Origin of the sequence: Draconibacterium halophilum (assembly GCF_010448835.1) — a bacterium.
Taxonomy (GTDB): Bacteria; Bacteroidota; Bacteroidia; order Bacteroidales; family Prolixibacteraceae; genus Draconibacterium; species Draconibacterium halophilum.
The window spans coordinates 1278811-1297297 of record NZ_CP048409.1 but is presented as its reverse complement, the minus strand read 5'-3'; the positions used below and the strand labels follow the sequence as shown (position 1 = coordinate 1297297).

General features: G+C 42.7%; 13 protein-coding genes and 1 pseudogene. 4 read left to right on the top strand and 10 right to left on the bottom strand.

Features of this window, described 5'->3' with window-relative positions:
- Positions 1-21 precede the first annotated feature (21 nt).
- From G0Q07_RS05245 to nifH, 8 genes and pseudogenes are all read right to left on the bottom strand, one after another.
- Positions 22-1341, bottom strand: a complete 1320-nt coding sequence (locus G0Q07_RS05245; protein ID WP_163345097.1) for a radical SAM protein — start codon at positions 1339-1341, stop codon at positions 22-24.
- Positions 1342-1405: 64 nt separating this feature from the next.
- Positions 1406-2868, bottom strand: a pseudogene (locus G0Q07_RS05240) (nitrogenase component 1).
- 42 nt (positions 2869-2910) lie between these two features.
- Entirely contained in the window at positions 2911-4266 is a 1356-nt protein-coding gene (nifE, locus tag G0Q07_RS05235; RefSeq protein ID WP_163345096.1) for a nitrogenase iron-molybdenum cofactor biosynthesis protein NifE, read from the bottom strand.
- Positions 4267-4439: 173 nt separating this feature from the next.
- Positions 4440-5822 carry a nitrogenase molybdenum-iron protein subunit beta gene (gene nifK / locus G0Q07_RS05230; protein ID WP_163345095.1) on the bottom strand — a complete coding sequence of 461 codons (1383 nt, stop codon included), beginning with the start codon at positions 5820-5822 and terminating at the stop codon, positions 4440-4442.
- Between the two features lie 139 nt (positions 5823-5961).
- Positions 5962-7593, bottom strand: a complete 1632-nt coding sequence (gene nifD, locus G0Q07_RS05225; RefSeq protein WP_163345094.1) for a nitrogenase molybdenum-iron protein alpha chain — start codon at positions 7591-7593, stop codon at positions 5962-5964.
- A gap of 17 nt (positions 7594-7610) precedes the next feature.
- Positions 7611-7985: a P-II family nitrogen regulator gene (locus G0Q07_RS05220; RefSeq protein WP_163345093.1), complete on the bottom strand. Its 375-nt coding sequence runs from the start codon at positions 7983-7985 to the stop codon at positions 7611-7613.
- Between the two features lie 18 nt (positions 7986-8003).
- The gene (locus G0Q07_RS05215; RefSeq protein WP_163345092.1) at positions 8004-8330 is read right to left on the bottom strand and encodes a P-II family nitrogen regulator; all 327 of its coding nucleotides are present in this window, start codon (positions 8328-8330) and stop codon (positions 8004-8006) included.
- 131 nt (positions 8331-8461) lie between these two features.
- A complete protein-coding gene (gene nifH / locus G0Q07_RS05210; protein WP_163345091.1) occupies positions 8462-9286 on the bottom strand; it encodes a nitrogenase iron protein in 825 nt (274 codons plus the stop codon).
- Between the two features lie 494 nt (positions 9287-9780).
- On the opposite strand from nifH, the gene G0Q07_RS05205 reads away from it, so the two are divergent.
- Genes G0Q07_RS05205 through G0Q07_RS05190 form a run of 4 tightly spaced genes read left to right on the top strand, consistent with a single transcriptional unit; the run spans position 9781 to position 16031 of the window.
- The gene (locus G0Q07_RS05205; protein ID WP_163345090.1) at positions 9781-10230 is read left to right on the top strand and encodes a MarR family winged helix-turn-helix transcriptional regulator; all 450 of its coding nucleotides are present in this window, start codon (positions 9781-9783) and stop codon (positions 10228-10230) included.
- Between the two features lie 40 nt (positions 10231-10270).
- Positions 10271-11449 (top strand): efflux RND transporter periplasmic adaptor subunit, encoded by a 1179-nt coding sequence (locus G0Q07_RS05200; protein ID WP_163345089.1) that lies wholly within the window; start codon positions 10271-10273, stop codon positions 11447-11449.
- A 20-nt stretch (positions 11450-11469) separates the two neighbouring features.
- On the top strand, positions 11470-14622 hold the full coding sequence (locus tag G0Q07_RS05195; protein ID WP_163345088.1) for an efflux RND transporter permease subunit: 3153 nt from the start codon (positions 11470-11472) through the stop codon (positions 14620-14622).
- A 20-nt stretch (positions 14623-14642) separates the two neighbouring features.
- Positions 14643-16031, top strand: coding sequence for an efflux transporter outer membrane subunit (locus G0Q07_RS05190; RefSeq protein ID WP_163345087.1), 1389 nt, complete (start codon positions 14643-14645; stop codon positions 16029-16031).
- A gap of 147 nt (positions 16032-16178) precedes the next feature.
- Here G0Q07_RS05190 and G0Q07_RS05185 read toward each other — a convergent pair whose 3' ends face one another.
- The gene (locus G0Q07_RS05185) at positions 16179-16646 is read right to left on the bottom strand and encodes a GNAT family N-acetyltransferase (RefSeq protein WP_163345086.1); all 468 of its coding nucleotides are present in this window, start codon (positions 16644-16646) and stop codon (positions 16179-16181) included.
- Positions 16647-16738: 92 nt separating this feature from the next.
- The gene (locus tag G0Q07_RS05180; protein ID WP_163345085.1) at positions 16739-18295 is read right to left on the bottom strand and encodes a sigma-54-dependent Fis family transcriptional regulator; all 1557 of its coding nucleotides are present in this window, start codon (positions 18293-18295) and stop codon (positions 16739-16741) included.
- Between the last annotated feature and the right edge of the window lie 192 nt (positions 18296-18487).

The following is an 18487-nucleotide window of genomic DNA, read 5'->3' as shown; positions in this document are numbered from 1 at the left end:
CATGACGTTCTGATGAAACTTCTATCCGCAACCGGTTCCTTTTCCCGAACATTCTGAACCACATTTAAAAACATCGGCTTTTTTCAGTGTCCGGAGTTCTTTGCCTTTGTAAACGGCATCCAATCCCTCATCGATCAAGCCGGTCATTTCAACGATCTTGATTCCTGCCCGGCCAATAATCGACGATGGCGATGGTCCGATTCCGCCAACCAGCAAGGCCCTGCAATCATCGATCACATCAGCCAGTACTGCCCAACGACTGTTTCCGGCTCCGGGTTTTGGTGTTGCACGTTGTTCCACCAAACGATAGCCATTTGGCGTTTCTCTGAAAATATAGAGCTGCGTTGCCTCTCCAAGGTGCTGGTTTACCAACAATCCCTCGTGACTTGCAACTGCGACGTATGGTTTTGTTTTGTCAACATTCACCGACAGGTTCGACACTTCCGACAAGATCTGTTTTGCTTCTGCATCGTCTTGTCCCAGCAATCCAACAGCATCGGCACGACAACGGGCACAGTGCGTCATCGGTGGTAAATATTCTTTTATACCGTTTTGCAATTCTTTCATTCGTTTTGGCGAAGGCTCTTCAAAATCCTCGAAAGGAGTTCCTTCAACCGGGTAGAGCGGAATGGTATTCATAATATCCACCTCCATCTCTTTCATTTTTTTGGCGATATCAACGATCACATTATCATTGATTCCCGGCACTACAATCGAGTTGATTTTAACAGTAATACCAGCACGTTTTAATGCACGGATTGCTTCCATCTGGTTCCGCAGCAGAATTTCAGCTGCCTGTTCTCCAAAATATCCGCGCTTCTCGAAACGCACCCATTTATATAATTGTGATAATGTTTTTGTCTCAGTTCCGTTCAGCGTAATGGTAACGTGGCTAACTTCCAGCTCCTTCAATTCATCAACATACGGCAATACATTCAGCCCGTTTGACGAAAGACAAAGGATCATTTCCGGAAACTCTTTTCGAATCAACCGAAGTGTTGTCATGGTTTGAATCGGATTGGCGAACGGATCGCCGGGGCCGGCAATTCCCACAACCGACAAATGCGGCATTTTTTCTTTTAGCCTGATGGTGTAGGCTAAAGCCTGCTCAGGCGATAGTACTTCGCTGGTAACACCAGGGCGGCTTTCGTTTACGCAATCGTAATCGCGTTTGCAATAATGACAATGAATATTACATTGCGGTGCCACCGGGAGATGCACGCGGGCATATTTGCCTTTTGCATCTTTATTGAAACAGGGATGTGTTTTAATGTCAATAGCCCCTCCCGGCCTCCCCAATGGGGAGGAGTTTTGTTCTGTATTACTTTTTATGTCTTTCATAGTCCAATATTTTAGAAGTTTCATCCTCTCTTTTTCCCTCCCCTTGGGGAGGTTAGGAGGGGCTTTACATATATTTATAGCCTACCGGCGAAATACTTTGTTTGTGTTCAATCAGTGCGTTCACTACTTTATCAAATAATTCCTGCGTACCTGAATAACCAAGATGTTTTATGCGTTGTCCGCCCACACGATCGTGAATTGGGAAACCTACCCGAACGATCGGGATATTTAGTTCGCGGGCGATGTAGTAGCCTTTGCTGTGCCCGATCAGGATGTCAGGTTTATTTTCGAGGCTCCAATCGCGGATACTTTCAAAATCGTATCCTTCGCGAACCACCACTTTATCTTTATTCTCAGGACAATATTTTTTATTTCATTCTCCAACATGCCACTTTCGCCGCCTGTGGCAACAAGCGCCAGTTCAATTCCAATTTCATCAAGGAAAGCTGCCATGGCAACTACAAAATCTTCTTCGCCATACACCACTGCCCTTTTGCCAAAGGTGTATTTATGTGCATCAACATAAGCATCTACCAGGCGACCACGTTGTTTGGTATATTTTTCAGGAATATCGTTGCCCGAAAGAGTTTTAAGCTCCTCAAAAAAGGCATCGGTTTGAGTGATACCGATTGGCATTGGGATATTTACCAACGGTACATCCATTTCGTTTTTCAGGAACTGTGCCCCGGTGCGCGACAATTGTTTGCTTTTTACGCGGCCTGATAATTTTCCTTTGTTCAGGATAGTACCGAATTCGATACTGGCTTTGGCACTGCCACTTTTAACTACATCCTCTTTTGCAGTTCCTCCTTCGGGAATACGGTGATAAGTATCCCAAACCGGATTGTCGAGACTTTCAGAATAATCGGGCATCATAATGTGCTCCAACGAAAAGTCGGCCATAATTTCTTTCAGCAAGCGCAAATCTTCGGTTGAAACAAAACCAGGGAAAAGATTTACATGATCTTGCGAAATACCTTTTTTGGCGTAACGTTTTACCACGCTGGCAACTGCTTCGTGAAATCCGTCGATGTGCGTTCCCTGGTAACTGGGTGTTGAAGCCATTACAAAATCAGTGTCGATTTCAGGATGCTTCTCCAGAAAATGGTGCAGGAAAAGGCTAACATCGTCGCCAATGGTTTCGCTCAAACAGGTTGAGGCAATACCGATAATTTCCGGTTTATATTGATTGATAATATTAAGGACAGCCAGTTTGAAGTTTTCGTCGCCACCAAAAATGGTAGCATCTTCGGTAAAATTCGACGAGGCAATGTCGATTGGCTCTTTGTAATGCGAAATAAGGTAACGGCGAATGTAAGTTGCGCAGCCCTGCGAACCGTGAATTAGCGGAACACAGCCTTTAAAACCTTTGAAAGCGACACTGGCTCCCAATGGCGAACAAAGTTTACAGGCATTTTGTGTTGCCTTGTATTCAGCCCCTCCCGACCTCCCCGTAGGGGAGGAGAAAGAAACCGCTCTTGTATCAATATAGTGCGAAGAATTTAAAATAGTATTTCCCTTTTTCATTTCAATCCAATTTTGTAGTAAGATTTAGAAGAACTTCTCTTTTTACTCCTCCCCCACGGGGAGGTTGGGAGGGGCGATAAATTTCCACACCGGGCTTGTAACCGAGGCATAAACTTCTTTCGCAAAGTTCATCATGCCGACATAGCCGGCCAGTGCTTCTTTTCTTTCGTGGTTGTGATCGCAAAAGCCAAGGCCCAGTTTATGTGCAATAGGGCGTTCTTTAACGCCGCCGATAAACAGGTTGGCTCCGGTTAGCTTCACAAATTCAGAAAGTTCGTTTGGATTGGAATCATCAACAATGATGGTTCCCTCATCACACAAATCTTTTAGTAGTTTATAGTCTTCCGCATTTCCGGTTTGGGAGCCAACAACCACTGTTTTCATCCCCAGCAAACGCAAGGCTTTTACCAGCGAAATAGCTTTAAAAGCACCACCTACATAAATGGCTGCCTTTTTACCTTCCAGCTTTTGGCGGTAGGGTTGCAGTGCCGGTAATAATTTTGAAATTTCGTTGGTAACCAGTTCGCGGGCCTTGGCCATCATTTCATCATCTTTGAAAAATTTGGCTACTTCGTACAATGCTTCCGACATGTCTTCGATTCCGAAATAGGAAACCTTCATAAAAGGAATGTCGTATTTTTCTTTCATCTCTTTAGCCAGGTGCATAATCGATCCCGAACACTGAACCACGTTCAGCGAGGCTTTATGTGCGCGACGAATCTGTTCAACACGACCATCACCGGTCATACACGAAATGATTTCAACACCCAGTTTTTTGTAGTATTCAGCCAAAATCCACAACTCGCCGGCAAGGTTAAAGTCGCCAAGAATATTGATTGAATATTTTGATGGTGTGTAGTCGTTGTTTGTTCCAACTAATTTTGAAAGTGCGCCACAAGCAATTTTGTAGCCGTCTTTTTTGGTGCCGTTAAACCCTTCCGACATTACCGGAATAACGTCGATGCCTTTTTCTTTTGTAACCTGGCGGCAAACGGCTTCCACGTCGTCGCCAATAACTCCGATTATACAGGTTGAAAAAACAAAGGCAGCTTTTGGCTGATGTTTGTCGATTAATTCAATAAGGGCGTGATACAATTTCTTTTCGCCGCCAAAAACCACGTCTCTTTCTTTTAAATCGGTGGTAAAACTCAGGCGATGTAACTGTGGCCCCGACGAAAGCGAACCACGAATATCCCAGGTATAAGAAGCACAACCAACCGGACCGTGAATAACATGCAATGCATCGGCAATGGGATAAAGCACCACGCGCGATCCGCAAAACACACAAGCTCGTTGCGAAACTGACCCGGCCAGACTTTTTTTATCGCAGGAAATTTCTGCAGCGTCGTTTCCTTTTGTAAGGATTTGGCTTTCGCGATCTTTTAGATAGTTGCTCATAATTCAAAAGTTAAAAGATGGACGAAGTTGCCTGCAAGCAGGTCTTATCCTAATTACAATTCTGATTTATTATCTCTGATTCTTGTTATGTAGTGCTAATTATTTCGGGTGAAGTTCAGCTGAGAGCGACTCAGCTGAACCCACCTCGAAATCAATTTTGAATTATATTGCAACTACATTGTAAGTTCGAACGACTCTTCTGGACTTGTTGCATCAATTTTGTCCATGATGACTCCAAGAATGCTTTCCAGAAGACGTATACCTCCCATGTACCCAACGGTTGGGAAATAACTGTGACCAATACGATCAATGATCGGGAATCCTGAACGAACGAATGGAATACCTTCGTCGCGGGCAATGTATTTACCGTAGGTGTTACCAATCAGCAAGTCAACAGGCTCTTCTTTAATCCACTGATGCATCAGGAACATATCGGCAGAAGCTCCGTTACGAACTTTTGCTTCGGGTACTTTTGCTTCCAGAATTTCCATTGCACGTTTCGAGAATTTTTTACCCGGTGTTCCGGAAACCACGTATACAGGTTTCATATCTATATCTACCAGGAACTCGATCAATGGTAATAATGTATCAGGATCTCCCCAAAGGGCAACACGCTTACCGTATAAATACTGATGCATATCGGTAATCACGTCAACAAGTTTACCGCGTTCATCTGAAATACAATCAGGAATTGAAACTTTACCGGCAGTAGAAAGCGCCTGAATAAAGCGGTCGGTAGCTTTCAAACCGATTGGAACGTCAGTCATAGAAAAAGGCACCTTGCATTTATTATCCAACGTAATGGCTGCTTTTTCAGTAGCCCACTCGCCCATTGCAACAGTTCTCATACTGTCGCCCATGCTTACAATCTCTTCGCGGGTTGTTCCGCCTTTCGGGTACATTTTATATGTTCCGTCCATTGGCGTATCCAAAACGTCTGAAGTATCGGGCAGCAGAACTGTTTTTAAGTCCATCAATCCTGCCAAACGTTTCAGTTCACGCATATCAGCTGGTTCAACCCAACCTGACAACATATTAACCTGACGTTTTTTCTCATCGGTATTGAATGAAAAATATTTTACAAATGCTTCAAGCATGTTGGCATAACCTGTTACATGAGATCCCACGTAACTTGGAGTTGATGCCTGAACAACGAATTTACCTTCAGGTATTTTACCATCGTCCAATGCTTTTTTAACGATTTGTCCAAGGTCGTCACCAATTGTTTCTGACAAACAAGTTGAGTGAACGGCAATGATATCAGGATCGTAAATTCCAAAAATATTATCGATCGCCTGCAACAGGTTTGCCTGTCCACCGAATACTGATGATCCTTCGGTGAATGAACTTGTTGCAGCCATTACAGGCTCTTTATAATGTCTTGTTAAGGCACTTCTGTGGTATGAGCAACAGCCCTGCGAACCGTGACTGTGTGGCAAACAACCGTGCACTCCAAGAGCTGCGTACATAGCACCAACCGGCTGGCAGGTTTTTGCCGGGTTAACCGTTAGTGCTTTTCTTTCTTTTACTTCGCTTGTTGTATGTCGTAATAACATGATTTCAATTTTTAATGATTATTGATTATCGATTAATGGGAATCCAAGAATCCGTTTATGCCCCGACGAACTCCGTTGCCGGGACGCGTTCGACTTAATGATTTTCAGTCGTCTTCAGACTCCCAAAATCATAGTCTCACTAAGCGTCAACGGTTACACTTCCAACAATCTCTGGCTCGTGTTTCCACGGTGTATCAACCAGTTTCCAAATATCAGTGCCCAGCATACGTTCCATTTCCTTGTAGAAATTTATTGCACCACCAAAGGCTGCGTATGGACCACCATAGTCGTAAGAGTGAAGCTGTTTTAATGGCACACCATATTTTTGTACCACGTATTTTTCTTTAATACCCGCACAAAACATATCAGGCTTGTAGAATTCAATCAGCTTTTCAGTTTCCCAATGGTTTACATCGTCAATTACCAGCGAGTTTTTCTGCATATCAGGCATCATACCTTTGTAATCTTTAAACTCGTAACCATCAGCTTCCAGTTTGGCTTTTTTCTCGGCCAGATCGTCGCGATATTTTTCTTCATCTTTGGTAACCACAAGGTCTTCGATGTTTCGTGTATCGGCGTCAATCTTAATGTTCGGAAGAACTTCACGTCCTTCGTAGTCGTCGCGGTGAGCAAACTCGTAACCGGCAGAAACTACACGAACACCCAGTTCAGTAAATAAATCCTGGTAGTGGTGAGCACGTGATCCACCAACGAACATCATTGCCAGTTTACCTTCAACCTTTGGTTTAACAGCTTCGGCAACTGCTTTCACTTTTAGCATCTCCCGTGCAATAACTTCTTCAACTTTGGCAATCATTTCCGGATCGCCAAAATATTCAGCCATTTTACGCAATGATTTTGCAGTTGATTCGGCTCCAATAAAGTTGACCTTAAACCATGGAATACCATATTTCTCTTCCATCATCTCGGCAATGTAGTTGATGGAACGGTGGCACATAACCATGTTCAGGTCGGCAGTGTGTGAGTAGGCAAAACTTTCAACGGTTGAGTTACCACTGTATGTTGAAATAAGCGTTACTCCGATTTCTTCGAAAAGACTTTCGATTTCGAAAGCATCGCCACCAATATTGTATTCACCTAATAAATTTACCTGGTATTTACCGGTACGCTCGCGGTCGTCGTTACCTACAACGTGTTTAAAAATACCGTTGTTGGCAATGTGGTGACCGGCCGACTGAGACACTCCACGGTAACCTTCGCAGCTAAATCCGAAGATGTTAATTCCCAGTTCTTCTTTCATTTCACGGGCAACAGCATGAACGTCGTCACCAATCAAACCTACCGGACATGTAGAGAAGATACCGATTGAACTTGGATGAAAAGTATCAAAAGCTTCGCGGATGGCATCTTTTAATTTTGCCTCTCCACCAAACACGATGTTTTCATCCTGCATATCGGTAGAAAATGCATAGGTGATGAAGTTTGGATCACCTTCAAGAGCCCTGGTTTGGTTACGCCTTGTTAACCAGGCGTAAAAGCTGCAACCAATTGGTCCGTGTACCAGGTTGATGATGTCGCGTGTAGGTCCTAAAACCACCCCTTTACAACCGGCATAAGTACACCCACGTTGTGTAATAATTCCAGGCACGGTACGAATATTGGCGCCAATCTCCTGACTTTCGTTAGGATCGTTGATAACCATCGCCTTGGCTCTTTTCTTGGCTACTTTTCGCGGATATTTTGCCAGAATCTCTTCCTTCAGTTGCGAAGCATCGGGCAATCCGTTGGTATAATCTTTCTTATTCGGCATAATTTTGTCTTTTTTAATTAAAGAATTGTCGTCCCTGTTTCGCCGGTGCGAACCCGATACGTATCATCCAATGGAAGGACAAATATTTTTCCATCGCCGGGAGCAGGAGTCTGATTAACTTCGATAATCGTATCAATTGTTAATTGCACATTGTGGTCGGAAACCGCAATATTTAGTACGCGCTGAGGTCTCAGCCGGGGTTCTTTCCCGAGGTGCGTAAGTGCTTCTGGCATATCTTTTTTTGCACCTTCCATTACCTGGGCATCCCAGGCACCTTTTCCTCTTCCAAAAACTTTTCCGGTGGCCGTCATTGAAGTAATGCCCGCTGCGGTAAGTGCCCGCTTTGTTGCATTCATTTTATCGATCCTGATGATCGCCAATACCATCTTCATAGTCGTACAGTTTTAAGGTTATAATTCTTTTGTTCCGCGACTGATGGTGTAGGCCTCGTCTACTGAGGTTACAAAGATTTTTCCATCACCAAAGGCACCTTTCGGTTCGCTACGCGCTGCTTCCATTATGGTGCTGATAGCGAAGTCTTTGTCTTCGTCTTTGATTACCATGATCAACATTTCTTTCGGAAGTTCATCATAGGTAACATCGCCTATTTTAATACCGCGCTGTTTACCACGTCCCACAACAGGGATCTTTGTTACTGCAATATATCCAGCCTCGAACAGGGCTTTCAGTACTTTACTTGATTTCTCCGGGCGTATAATAGCTCTTACCATTAACATGTTATATTCTCCTTTTCTTTAGTTTAAAATATTGAGTTATATCCTGTCATTTCGACGAAGAATGAGGAGAAATCTATTCCCTCGATGAAAGAGATTTCTCACTTCGTTCGAAATGACAGCGTGATAGACAATTAGCTGGCAATCCCGAAGTCGATCAATAATTTCTCCAACACTTCCATTTCAAGTGGTTCAGGAATTACAAACATTTCGTTTTCGTCGATCGCTTTTGCCAAGGCTCTGTACTCATCGGCCTGAGGATGTTCTGCATTGAACTCAATAACAGTTTTACGGTTGATTTCGGCCTGCTGAACCATATTATCACGAGGAACAAAGTGAATCATTTGCGTACCCAACTGTCTGGCAAGCTCTTCAATCATTGCTGATTCGTTATCAACTTTACGCGAGTTACAAATCAATCCTCCTAAACGAACACCACCTGCCTGAGCATATTTCTTAATACCTTTACAGATGTTGTTGGCGGCATACATTGCCATCATCTCGCCCGATACTACAATGTAAATCTCCTCTGCTTTACCTTCGCGAATAGGCATGGCGAAACCACCGCAAACAACGTCACCAAGTACATCGTAGAAAGTGTAGTCAAGCTCGAATTTTTCGTCCCATGCACCCAACTGCTCCAACATATTAATAGAAGTAATGATACCACGACCGGCACATCCTACACCTGGTTCAGGACCACCTGATTCAACACAACGAACACCGCCGTATCCTACTTTTACAATGTCTTCCAACTCTACATCTTCACCTTCTTCGCGAAGTGTATCCAACACTGTTTTCTGGGCCATACCCCCCAATAATAATCGGGTTGAGTCAGCTTTAGGGTCGCAACCCACAACTTTTACATTTTTACCTGCTTCAACTAATCCTGCTACAGTATTTTGGGTTGTGGTTGATTTACCAATTCCACCCTTTCCATAAATTGCAATCTTTCTCATGATTTTATATTTTAAGTTAAATCGTTTGATTGCCATTACGCCATATTGGTGCCACAAAATATGCTCGACAACATATTTCCGGCACACAAACCTGAATTAACTAACTGATTTACTGTCTGTAAAAATTTTTCAAAATTTTATTTTCATTACAATTCACGAGAAGTAATCCTACATTTTTGTAGAATGAAACCGTAATACACACAATAAGGTGGAAAATTTTAAGAAGCCCATGTTTAAGGGGCATTCGGGGTGTTAACATTGAGGTAACCTACATTTAGGTAGGAAAGGGTATAACTTCAGATTCTTGAATCGTTTTTAGCTTAAAAAGTATATACCACGCCTCTTTTTAAGTTAACAAATAGAAAACACAACACACCTAGTGATTATCAACACTTTGCAATTTGTTTAGATTTTTTTTAAATAATATCTGAAAATCTAGTTGACTTTAGCAACTAATTTGTCTTAGCTTTGCAGCACAGAAAAACTAGAAAGTGATGAAAACAAAAGAACCATTGACCTATTTGCTTGGGCAAACCATGAAATTGGTTCGCCATAAGTTAATGGCAAAGTTTAAGGAAAATAATTTAGAGTTAACGCTGGAACAGTTTGTAGTGTTACTCTACATCCACGAAAATTCAGCATCTACCCAACAAGATCTTGCTAATCACTTTTTACGCGACAAATCAATTGTTACGCGCCAGATTAATACACTTATTGATTTGGGGTATGTAATGCGTACGCAAGATGATGAAGATAAACGAAAAAAAAATTTACAGCTAACGAAGGCAGGAATTGAAATGCTTGAGTTACTAAAAGCCAAATCAGTAGAAGTTTCAACAGAACTTTTAGATGGAATTTCGCAGGAAGAGCTAACAAATTTTGAGCATGTGATCTCAAAAATTCAGCATAACACAGGTTTTAAAGAATGCCTGTCGTGCTGCTAAAACAAGGATAAGAAATTATAATACAATAGACACAAAAAACATGAAAACAATTGTACAACCTACAAGCATGGCACTGCTTGCCATTCTTTTAATCTTTTCTTCCTGTTCGAATAACCAACAAGGAAGCAACCCAACGATGGGAGGCCAGGTTCCCGAATACCTGGTACAAGAAGTTACACCACAAAACATTACTCTTTATCAAAATTTTCCGGCCACACTTGAAGGCGAACAAACTGTTGAAATTCGCCCCAGAGTTGCAGGTTATATCGAAAAAATATTTGTTGACGAAGGTGACTATGTAAAAAAAGGCCAGCTTCTTTTTCAACTTAATGCAAACGATATCAGGGCACAGGTTCGGTCAGCCGAAGCACAGATTAAAGTTGCCGAATCGCAGGTTGCCACTGCAAAAATCGAAGTGGAGAAAACAAAACCGCTGGTAGAGAAAAATATTGTCAGCGATTTTCAGCTCGAATCGGTAAAAACAAACTTACAATCGGCCGAGGCACAACTGGCGCAGGCACAGGCAAATTTAGCCAATGCAAAAGCCAATCTCCAGTACACCATGATTACCAGTCCAACAAAAGGCATTATCGGAACTTTTCCGTACCGCGTTGGAAGTTTGGTAAGCAGCTCAGTTACCCAGCCGCTTACAACAGTATCAAATACTGCCAGCATGCGCGCCTATTTCTCCATAAACGAGAAAGTATTTTTACAAATGACAAAAGAACTGCAAGGAAACAACATGCGCGAAAAACTGGCAAACCTGCCTGAAGTAGAGCTAATTCTTCCCGACAAATCAACCTATAGCGAGAAAGGTAAAATTGAAATTGCCAGCGGAATTGTTGATTCGCAAACCGGAGCTATAAATATGCGTGCTTCGTTTCCTAACACTGAAGGAAACCTACGCTCGGGCGGAAGTGGAAATATTCGGTTACCGGAATACCACAAAGATGTTTTGCTGGTTCCACAGCCTGCCAGTTACGAAATACAGGAAAAACATTTTGTTTACGTTCTCAACAGCGAAAATAAAGTTGTAAATACCGAGATTCAGATAATTGCAGGAGATTTGAAAGACGTTTTTGTTGTTACGTCAGGTTTAAAAGCCGGCGACAAAATTGTTGTTGAAGGAATTACGTCCCTCCGCGATGGCATGGAAATTAAACCCCAACTGGCCAGGCAACAAGCAGTTGAAGAAAACAATCAACCGTCAAACAATTAATCAATTAAGAACCAAAAAGTATGTTTAATAAATTTATAGAAAGACCGGTTCTCTCAACCGTTATTTCAATCCTATTGGTAATTCTGGGTGTACTCGGTATTACCACATTACCCATCGAGCAGTACCCCGATATTGCTCCGCCAACCATCAGGGTATCGGCTAACTATACCGGTGCCGATGCGCAAACTGTTTTAAGCAGTGTTGTTATTCCACTTGAAGAGCAGATTAATGGTGTTGAAGACATGATTTACATGAGCTCAACAGCAAGTAATAACGGTTCTGCAACCATACAGGTTTATTTTAAACAGGGCACCGATCCTGACATGGCAGCAGTGAATGTGCAAAACAGGGTTACACGCGCCAATGCTCTTTTACCGGCCGAAGTTACACGTGCCGGGGTTATTACTGCCAAGCGCCAGAACAACATGTTAATGGTATTTTCGCTTTATAGTAAAGATGGGAAGTACGATGAAACATTCTTACAAAACTACGCCAAAATTAACCTGATGCCGCAAGTGCAACGTATTAACGGCGTTGGTGAGGCATTGGTATTTGGACAAAAAGACTATTCGATGCGTATTTGGTTAAAACCGGATATTATGTCGAGTTACCATTTAATGCCTTCGGATGTTGTTGCTGCCCTTAATGCCCAAAACCTTGAAGCCGCGCCGGGACGTTTTGGTAGCGAAAACAATCAAAGTTTTGAGTACGTAATTCGTTATCGGGGAAAATTGACACAGCCTGAAGAATTTGAAAATATTGTTATAAAATCGGATGAAGATGGCAATGTTCTTCGCCTTAGAGATATTGCCCGGGTGGAATTAGGATCGATGAATTACACCGCCATGACGCAAACACAGGGACAACCAGGTATTACCATGGCAATTTTCCAATCTGCCGGTTCGAATGCTAGAGATGTGATTCTTGAAATAGAAAACACCCTGGAAGAAGCATCCAAATCATTTCCTCCGGGAGTTGATTATATCGAACTGATGAACACCAACGAATTCCTCGATGCATCAATCGAAAAAGTATTACACACACTACTCGAAGCATTTATCCTGGTATTTATTGTGGTATTCGTATTCCTCCAAAATTTCAGGGCTACACTTATTCCGGCAATTGCGGTTCCGGTTTCTATTATCGGTACTTTCTTTTTCCTGAATTTGTTCGGATTCACCATTAACCTGCTAACCTTATTCGCACTGGTTCTGGCCATAGGGATTGTGGTTGACGACGCCATTGTGGTGGTTGAGGCGGTTCATGCCAAACTCGACGGTGGCGCACGAAACGCTAAATCGGCGGCCATTTCCGCCATGAGCGAAATTTCAACAGCCATTATTTCCATTACGCTTGTAATGGCAGCGGTGTTTATTCCGGTTACTTTTATTACAGGAACTACCGGTGTTTTCTACCGTCAGTTTGGTATTACACTAACGGTGGCAATTCTACTTTCAGCAATTAACGCGCTTACCTTAAGTCCGGCTCTTTGTGCGCTGTTTCTGAAACCACACAGCAAAGAGGAAAAAGCACAAAAGGGGGTAATGAAGCGTTTTTATACGGCTTTTAATACCGCTTTTGAAGCCATGACCGGAAAATATAAAAAGGTTACCCACTTCTTTATCAACAAAAGATGGCTGGCAGCTGGAATGATCGTAGTTTTTGTTGCATTGCTGGGCTACCTTATGAAAACAACTTCAACAGGTTTTGTTCCGGCAGAAGATACCGGCCGAATGTTTGTTGATATTGCCATGCCACCGGCTTCTTCATCAGAAAGAACTGCTGAAGTGGCCAAACAAGTTGATCAGATATTGGCAACCATTCCCGAAATTAACGGACGAACTGCTATCACCGGATTCTCGTTTTTAGGTGGGCAGGGTAGTCCTTACGCCATGGTAATTGCAGGACTAAAACCATTCGGAGAAAGAAAAGGCGAAGGTCAGGATTTAAACAGCATTGTTCAAAAGTTGTACATGCTTACTTCGCAAATTAAAGGTGCGCGTATTATCATTTTCTCGCCACCAATGGTTCCGGGCTTTAGTGTTACCGGTGGATTTGAATTACAACTGGAAGACAAAACCGGCGGCGATATTAAGGAGTTTGAAAAAGTAACCAATAATTTCCTTGGAGTTTTAAATCAGCGGCCTGAAATTCAGTATGCACGTACGGCATTTAATACCAATTTTCCGCAATACCGAATTGATGTTGATGCTGCCCGCTGTATGCGCTCGGGCTTGCAGGTAAGTTCGGTTCTTTCGGCCATGCAAGGTTATATTGGCGGCTATTATGCATCCGATTTTAACCGATTTGGTAAACAGTACCGTGTTATGGTACAGTCGGAAGCCGAATACCGCGGTAATCCTGAAGATTTAAACAACATTAAAATACGTACCGGGAATGGAGAAATGGCTCCAATTTCAGAGTTCATTACACTTACACGAGTTTATGGTCCTGAAACGATTAGCCGCTTTAATATGTACACCGCAATTTCGGTAAACGGAAATCCAAATCCGGGTTTTAGTTCAGGAGATGCAATTGATGCTGTACGTGAGGTAGCAGCAGAAATGTTGCCAACCGGTTACGACTACGAGTTCTCGGGTATCACCCGCGAGGAGATCAATGCCGGTAATCAAACAATCATCATTTTTATTTTGAGTTTGATTTTTGTGTACTTCCTGCTGGCTGCCCAATACGAAAGTTATATTATGCCGCTTTCGATTATTGTCTCGTTGCCAATTGGTATAGCCGGCTCGTTTATTTTTGCCCGTATTTTAGGTGTTGAGAATAACATTTACCTGCAAATTTCGCTGGTAATGCTTATCGGACTTCTGGCAAAAAATGCCATTCTTATTGTAGAGTTTGCCCGACAACGACGCGAATCAGGTATGTCGATTATCGAGGCAGCCGTTGAAGGTGCCACTGCCCGACTTCGCCCAATTTTAATGACGTCGTTTGCATTGATCGTTGGGTTGATTCCGCTGGTTATCGCCAGCGGAGTTGGTGCCAATGGGAACCGTTCTATCGGAGCGGGAGCTGTAGGCGGTATGCTTATCGGTACTTTGATTGGGATTTTGGTTATTCCGGCCATGTTTGTTGTTTTCCAGATTTTAGAAGAAAAAGTGAAAAAACCAAAGGAACAACAAGAGATTTCAGAAATGAATAGTTTGGGTTAATCCGCTAGAAAAGATTAGATATGAAGACAAATTCAATAAAAAATATATTACTGATTGCCGGTATTTCAGTGTTGTTCTTCTCGTGCAGCACAACAAATCAATACCAGCGAAGCAAAAATCTTACTGACGGTTTGTATGGAGAAGCAAAAATTAGCGATTCCAACTTATCGAACGAAGATTGGCAAAACCTGTTTAACGACCCGATTCTGGACAGTTTAATTGCCGACGGATTAAGAAACAACCTTGATTTGCAAGCTGCAGTTCAACGTGTTGTTGTTGCCGAGTCGAATTTTTACCAAAGTAAAGCGCAACTGGCTCCGTCCTTGTCGGGAAAGGCCGGCCACACTTACGTAAAAAACTCGGAAGCTACCAGCCCGAATGGCCCCGACCATTACAATGCATCGCAAATAACTTTGCAAAGTAGCTGGGAAATCGATTTCTGGGGGAAATTGAACAACGCCAAAAAATCGGCATACGCCAATTATCTGGCCACCGATGCCGCACACAAAGCGGTGCAAACGCGCCTGATTGCAAACATGGCCTCGGTTTATTACAATTTGCTGGCATTGGATGCCAAGCTTGAGATTACAAAAGCTACCGTAAAAAACAGTGCCGAACTGGTTGAAACCATAAAAGCATTAAAAGAAAGCGGAAGTGTAACGGGTGCTGCAGTGGTACAAAGTGAAGCTGCGCGTTATGCGGCAGAAGTAACTATTCCGGATATTGAACAGCAAATACGAGAAAACGAAAATACACTTTGTATTCTTTTGGGCAGAACTCCGGGAAAAGTAGAACGCGGAAAATTGGAGGATCAGCAGGCGCACGAATTGTTAGAAATAGGTGTTCCCGCAGAACTTTTGGATAATCGCCCAGATGTTATGCAGGCCGAATACAGCGTTATTAGCGCCTACCATATGACCAATAGTGCCAAAGCTTACTTTTACCCGTCGGTTACACTTACAGCAAATGCAGGTTTAGAGTCGCTGGAACTTAGCGATTTGTTTGATCCGACATCGTTTGCAGCCAATGTTGTAGACGGTTTGGTTCAGCCAATTTTTAATAAGCGCGCCAACAAAACACGTTTGGAAGTGGCCAAAGCACAACAAGAAGAGGCGCTGCTGAATTTCAAAAGTACTTTGCTGAATGCCGGTGCAGAGGTGAATGATGCATTAAGCATGTACGACGCTTCGATACAAAAGATCGAGCTGCGCAACAAACAGTTGGATGCGCTGGAGAAATCGGTAGACTACACCAAAGAATTGCTGGTTTACGGATCGGCAACCTATACCGAAGTTTTAAATGCCCAGCAAAGTTTGTTGAATGCACAACTGAGCGATGTTAACGACCAGGTGCAGCAACTGAATGCTGTGGTTTCGTTGTATCGCACACTTGGTGGCGGATGGAAATAAAAAGCAACAAATAAATTCAACAAGGGGTCATTCGGCAACGGATGGCCCTTTTTACATCGTTACAATCTTACGGCAGAGAATCATTCGCTGGCCGAAGATAGCCTTCGTCTTCCATAAGTTGACCTGTATCTTTCGTAAGACATTTCCTTATATCCTGTTTTCCCAAAAGAAATTATTAGGTTCGCATTCGGTAAAACCGGCTTTTTTATAAAGGTTTTGAGCTTTAATATTATCGTGGCGCACCTCGAGGTTTATCCGGCAGTAACCATTTTCTTCGGTATATTTTTCAATGCCCTTTAGCAGAAACAGGCCAACTCCCTGCTGGCGGAAATCGGGAGAAACAATCAGATCGTGAATATTAATCAGTGGACTGGCTTTCCAGGTTGAAAAATTGAGGTTGCAATTGGCCAGCCCGGCAAATCGATCGCCAATACAAACAAAAAAACCCATGTATGCCGAATGCCGTCTCAGGCCTTCAATAATTTTTGGGCCAAGTCCTTCGGGCATCGGTTCGTTGATTCCCATTTCATCTTCCATGTAATCATTCAAAAGATGAAGCACCTGCTCGCAATGAACGGGATTTTGCAAATCAACCTGAATGAGTTTCTTTTCCATTTATAAATGATTAAATGCGTTAATGCAATAATAATTAAAAATAAGCACTTTCGCATTCCAACATTCTAATCCTCCAATATTCCAACACTGTCTCAAACCTTATATCTCCAGGCGTCAATTTCGTACTTTTTCAGGCGCGTGCCCAGCATCCGTTCTGTTATTCTTAACTCTTCGGCAGCTTTAGTAATATTTCCTTTTGTTGATGTTAGTGCATCGCGAATCAATTGTTTTTCCACCTGTTCAACGGTATACACCATTCCGCCTTTCGAGCTGGTATTCGACGAATGGGCTGTTTGTAACGACGGAGGTAAATTGTAACTGTGAATCACATTATCGGTACTTAAAATACAGGCCCGCTCAATGCAGTTTTCCAGTTCGCGAATGTTACCCGGCCATTTGTACACCATTAACATATCGAGTGCCGAAGTGGTAATTCGTTTAATTTTTGTCTGGTTCTCTTTATTAAACTTGCCAATAAAATGATCAACCAGCTGCGGAATATCATCGCGGCGCTCGCGCAACGACGGAATATAAATCGGAAATACATTAATCCGGTAATACAAATCCTCGCGAAACTCTTCCGTCTCGATCATTTCTTCCAGTTTCCGGTTTGTTGCACAGATAATCCGCACATCCGATTTGATGGTTTGCGTACCTCCTACCCGCTCAAACTCGCGTTGCTGGATCATCCGCAAAAGTTTCACCTGTGTCGACAACGGTATATCACCAATCTCATCCAAAAAAATGGTACCGCCATTGGCCAGTTCAAAACGCCCTTTGCGTTGTGTGTCGGCACCGGTAAAGGCTCCTTTTTCGTGTCCGAACAGTTCACTTTCGATTAGGGATTCGGGCAATGCCGAACAATTGACTTTTATAAAAGTCTTTCCTTTGCGGTTACTGGCTTCATGAATTGCATCGGCCACCAGTTCTTTACCCACACCACTTTCTCCACGAATAAGTACGGTTGAGCTGGTTTTTCCAACCATTTGAACCAGCGAAAACACATCACGCATTTTCCCCGAGTTCCCGATCATATTCGAATGTTTTTGCCCTGAAATCCTGCTTTCCAGCTCCAGATTTTTTTGTTTCAGCGCTTCCAGTTCTTCCAATCGTTCCTGGCGGTGCAACGCTGTACGAACAACCATTGAACCGATTATCGTTAATAGTCGAGTATCTTCATCAACACTTATATACGGATTATAAACACGTGCAAAACTTAGTGTTCCGGCCACTTTTCCTTCATCGATTACGGGCACGCAAACAAAAGTTAGTTCTTTACCATCTTTGTACAATTCCTGATTTGTGCGGTTTAGAAAAAGTGAGGATTTTGAAATCTTTTCTACGACAACCGGCCGCGCCATTTCAACAACCTTACCAGTAATTCCTTCTCCTAGCTTATACTTTGCACGGGCCTGCTGACTGGTATTTACACCATAAGCCGCTTCCATATAAATACGCTCGTTCTCGCGATTTAATATGTTCAAAAAGCAACGTTCAGCGCCAAGGTATTCTGCTACCATTTTCACAATGGAATTCAAATCATTCTTAAACTGTTTGCTCTGAATCAATCGCTGACTTATATCAAAAAGTAAAGTCATTTCACTCAGGCCGTAACATTCTTCCCCGCCTTTTCTGCATTTAATTTCCATAGAAAATCTATTATACATCCATTTCGACGGGAACAAATTTTGCGAATTAAACAGACACCTGTTAGCTAATTGGGCACTATCACATCTTTTTAACACTTTATTAACCTATATCCCAACATTTGGAAACTTTACCGTCGCATTTACTATCAAATACACAAATAAGTTCGATTTTAATAATTGATTGATAAACGA

Coding starts and splice junctions, on each gene's coding strand:
- G0Q07_RS05190 (WP_163345087.1), top strand. CDS start 14,643: ATGAAGACAAATTCAATAAAAAATATATTACTGATTGCCGGTATTTCA.
- G0Q07_RS05220 (WP_163345093.1), bottom strand. CDS start 7,985: ATGAAGATGGTATTGGCGATCATCAGGATCGATAAAATGAATGCAACA.
- nifD (WP_163345094.1), bottom strand. CDS start 7,593: ATGCCGAATAAGAAAGATTATACCAACGGATTGCCCGATGCTTCGCAA.
- G0Q07_RS05185 (WP_163345086.1), bottom strand. CDS start 16,646: ATGGAAAAGAAACTCATTCAGGTTGATTTGCAAAATCCCGTTCATTGC.
- G0Q07_RS05195 (WP_163345088.1), top strand. CDS start 11,470: ATGTTTAATAAATTTATAGAAAGACCGGTTCTCTCAACCGTTATTTCA.
- nifK (WP_163345095.1), bottom strand. CDS start 5,822: ATGTTATTACGACATACAACAAGCGAAGTAAAAGAAAGAAAAGCACTA.
- G0Q07_RS05245 (WP_163345097.1), bottom strand. CDS start 1,341: ATGAAAGACATAAAAAGTAATACAGAACAAAACTCCTCCCCATTGGGG.
- nifH (WP_163345091.1), bottom strand. CDS start 9,286: ATGAGAAAGATTGCAATTTATGGAAAGGGTGGAATTGGTAAATCAACC.
- G0Q07_RS05200 (WP_163345089.1), top strand. CDS start 10,271: ATGAAAACAATTGTACAACCTACAAGCATGGCACTGCTTGCCATTCTT.
- G0Q07_RS05205 (WP_163345090.1), top strand. CDS start 9,781: ATGAAAACAAAAGAACCATTGACCTATTTGCTTGGGCAAACCATGAAA.
- nifE (WP_163345096.1), bottom strand. CDS start 4,266: ATGAGCAACTATCTAAAAGATCGCGAAAGCCAAATCCTTACAAAAGGA.
- G0Q07_RS05180 (WP_163345085.1), bottom strand. CDS start 18,295: ATGGAAATTAAATGCAGAAAAGGCGGGGAAGAATGTTACGGCCTGAGT.
- G0Q07_RS05215 (WP_163345092.1), bottom strand. CDS start 8,330: ATGTTAATGGTAAGAGCTATTATACGCCCGGAGAAATCAAGTAAAGTA.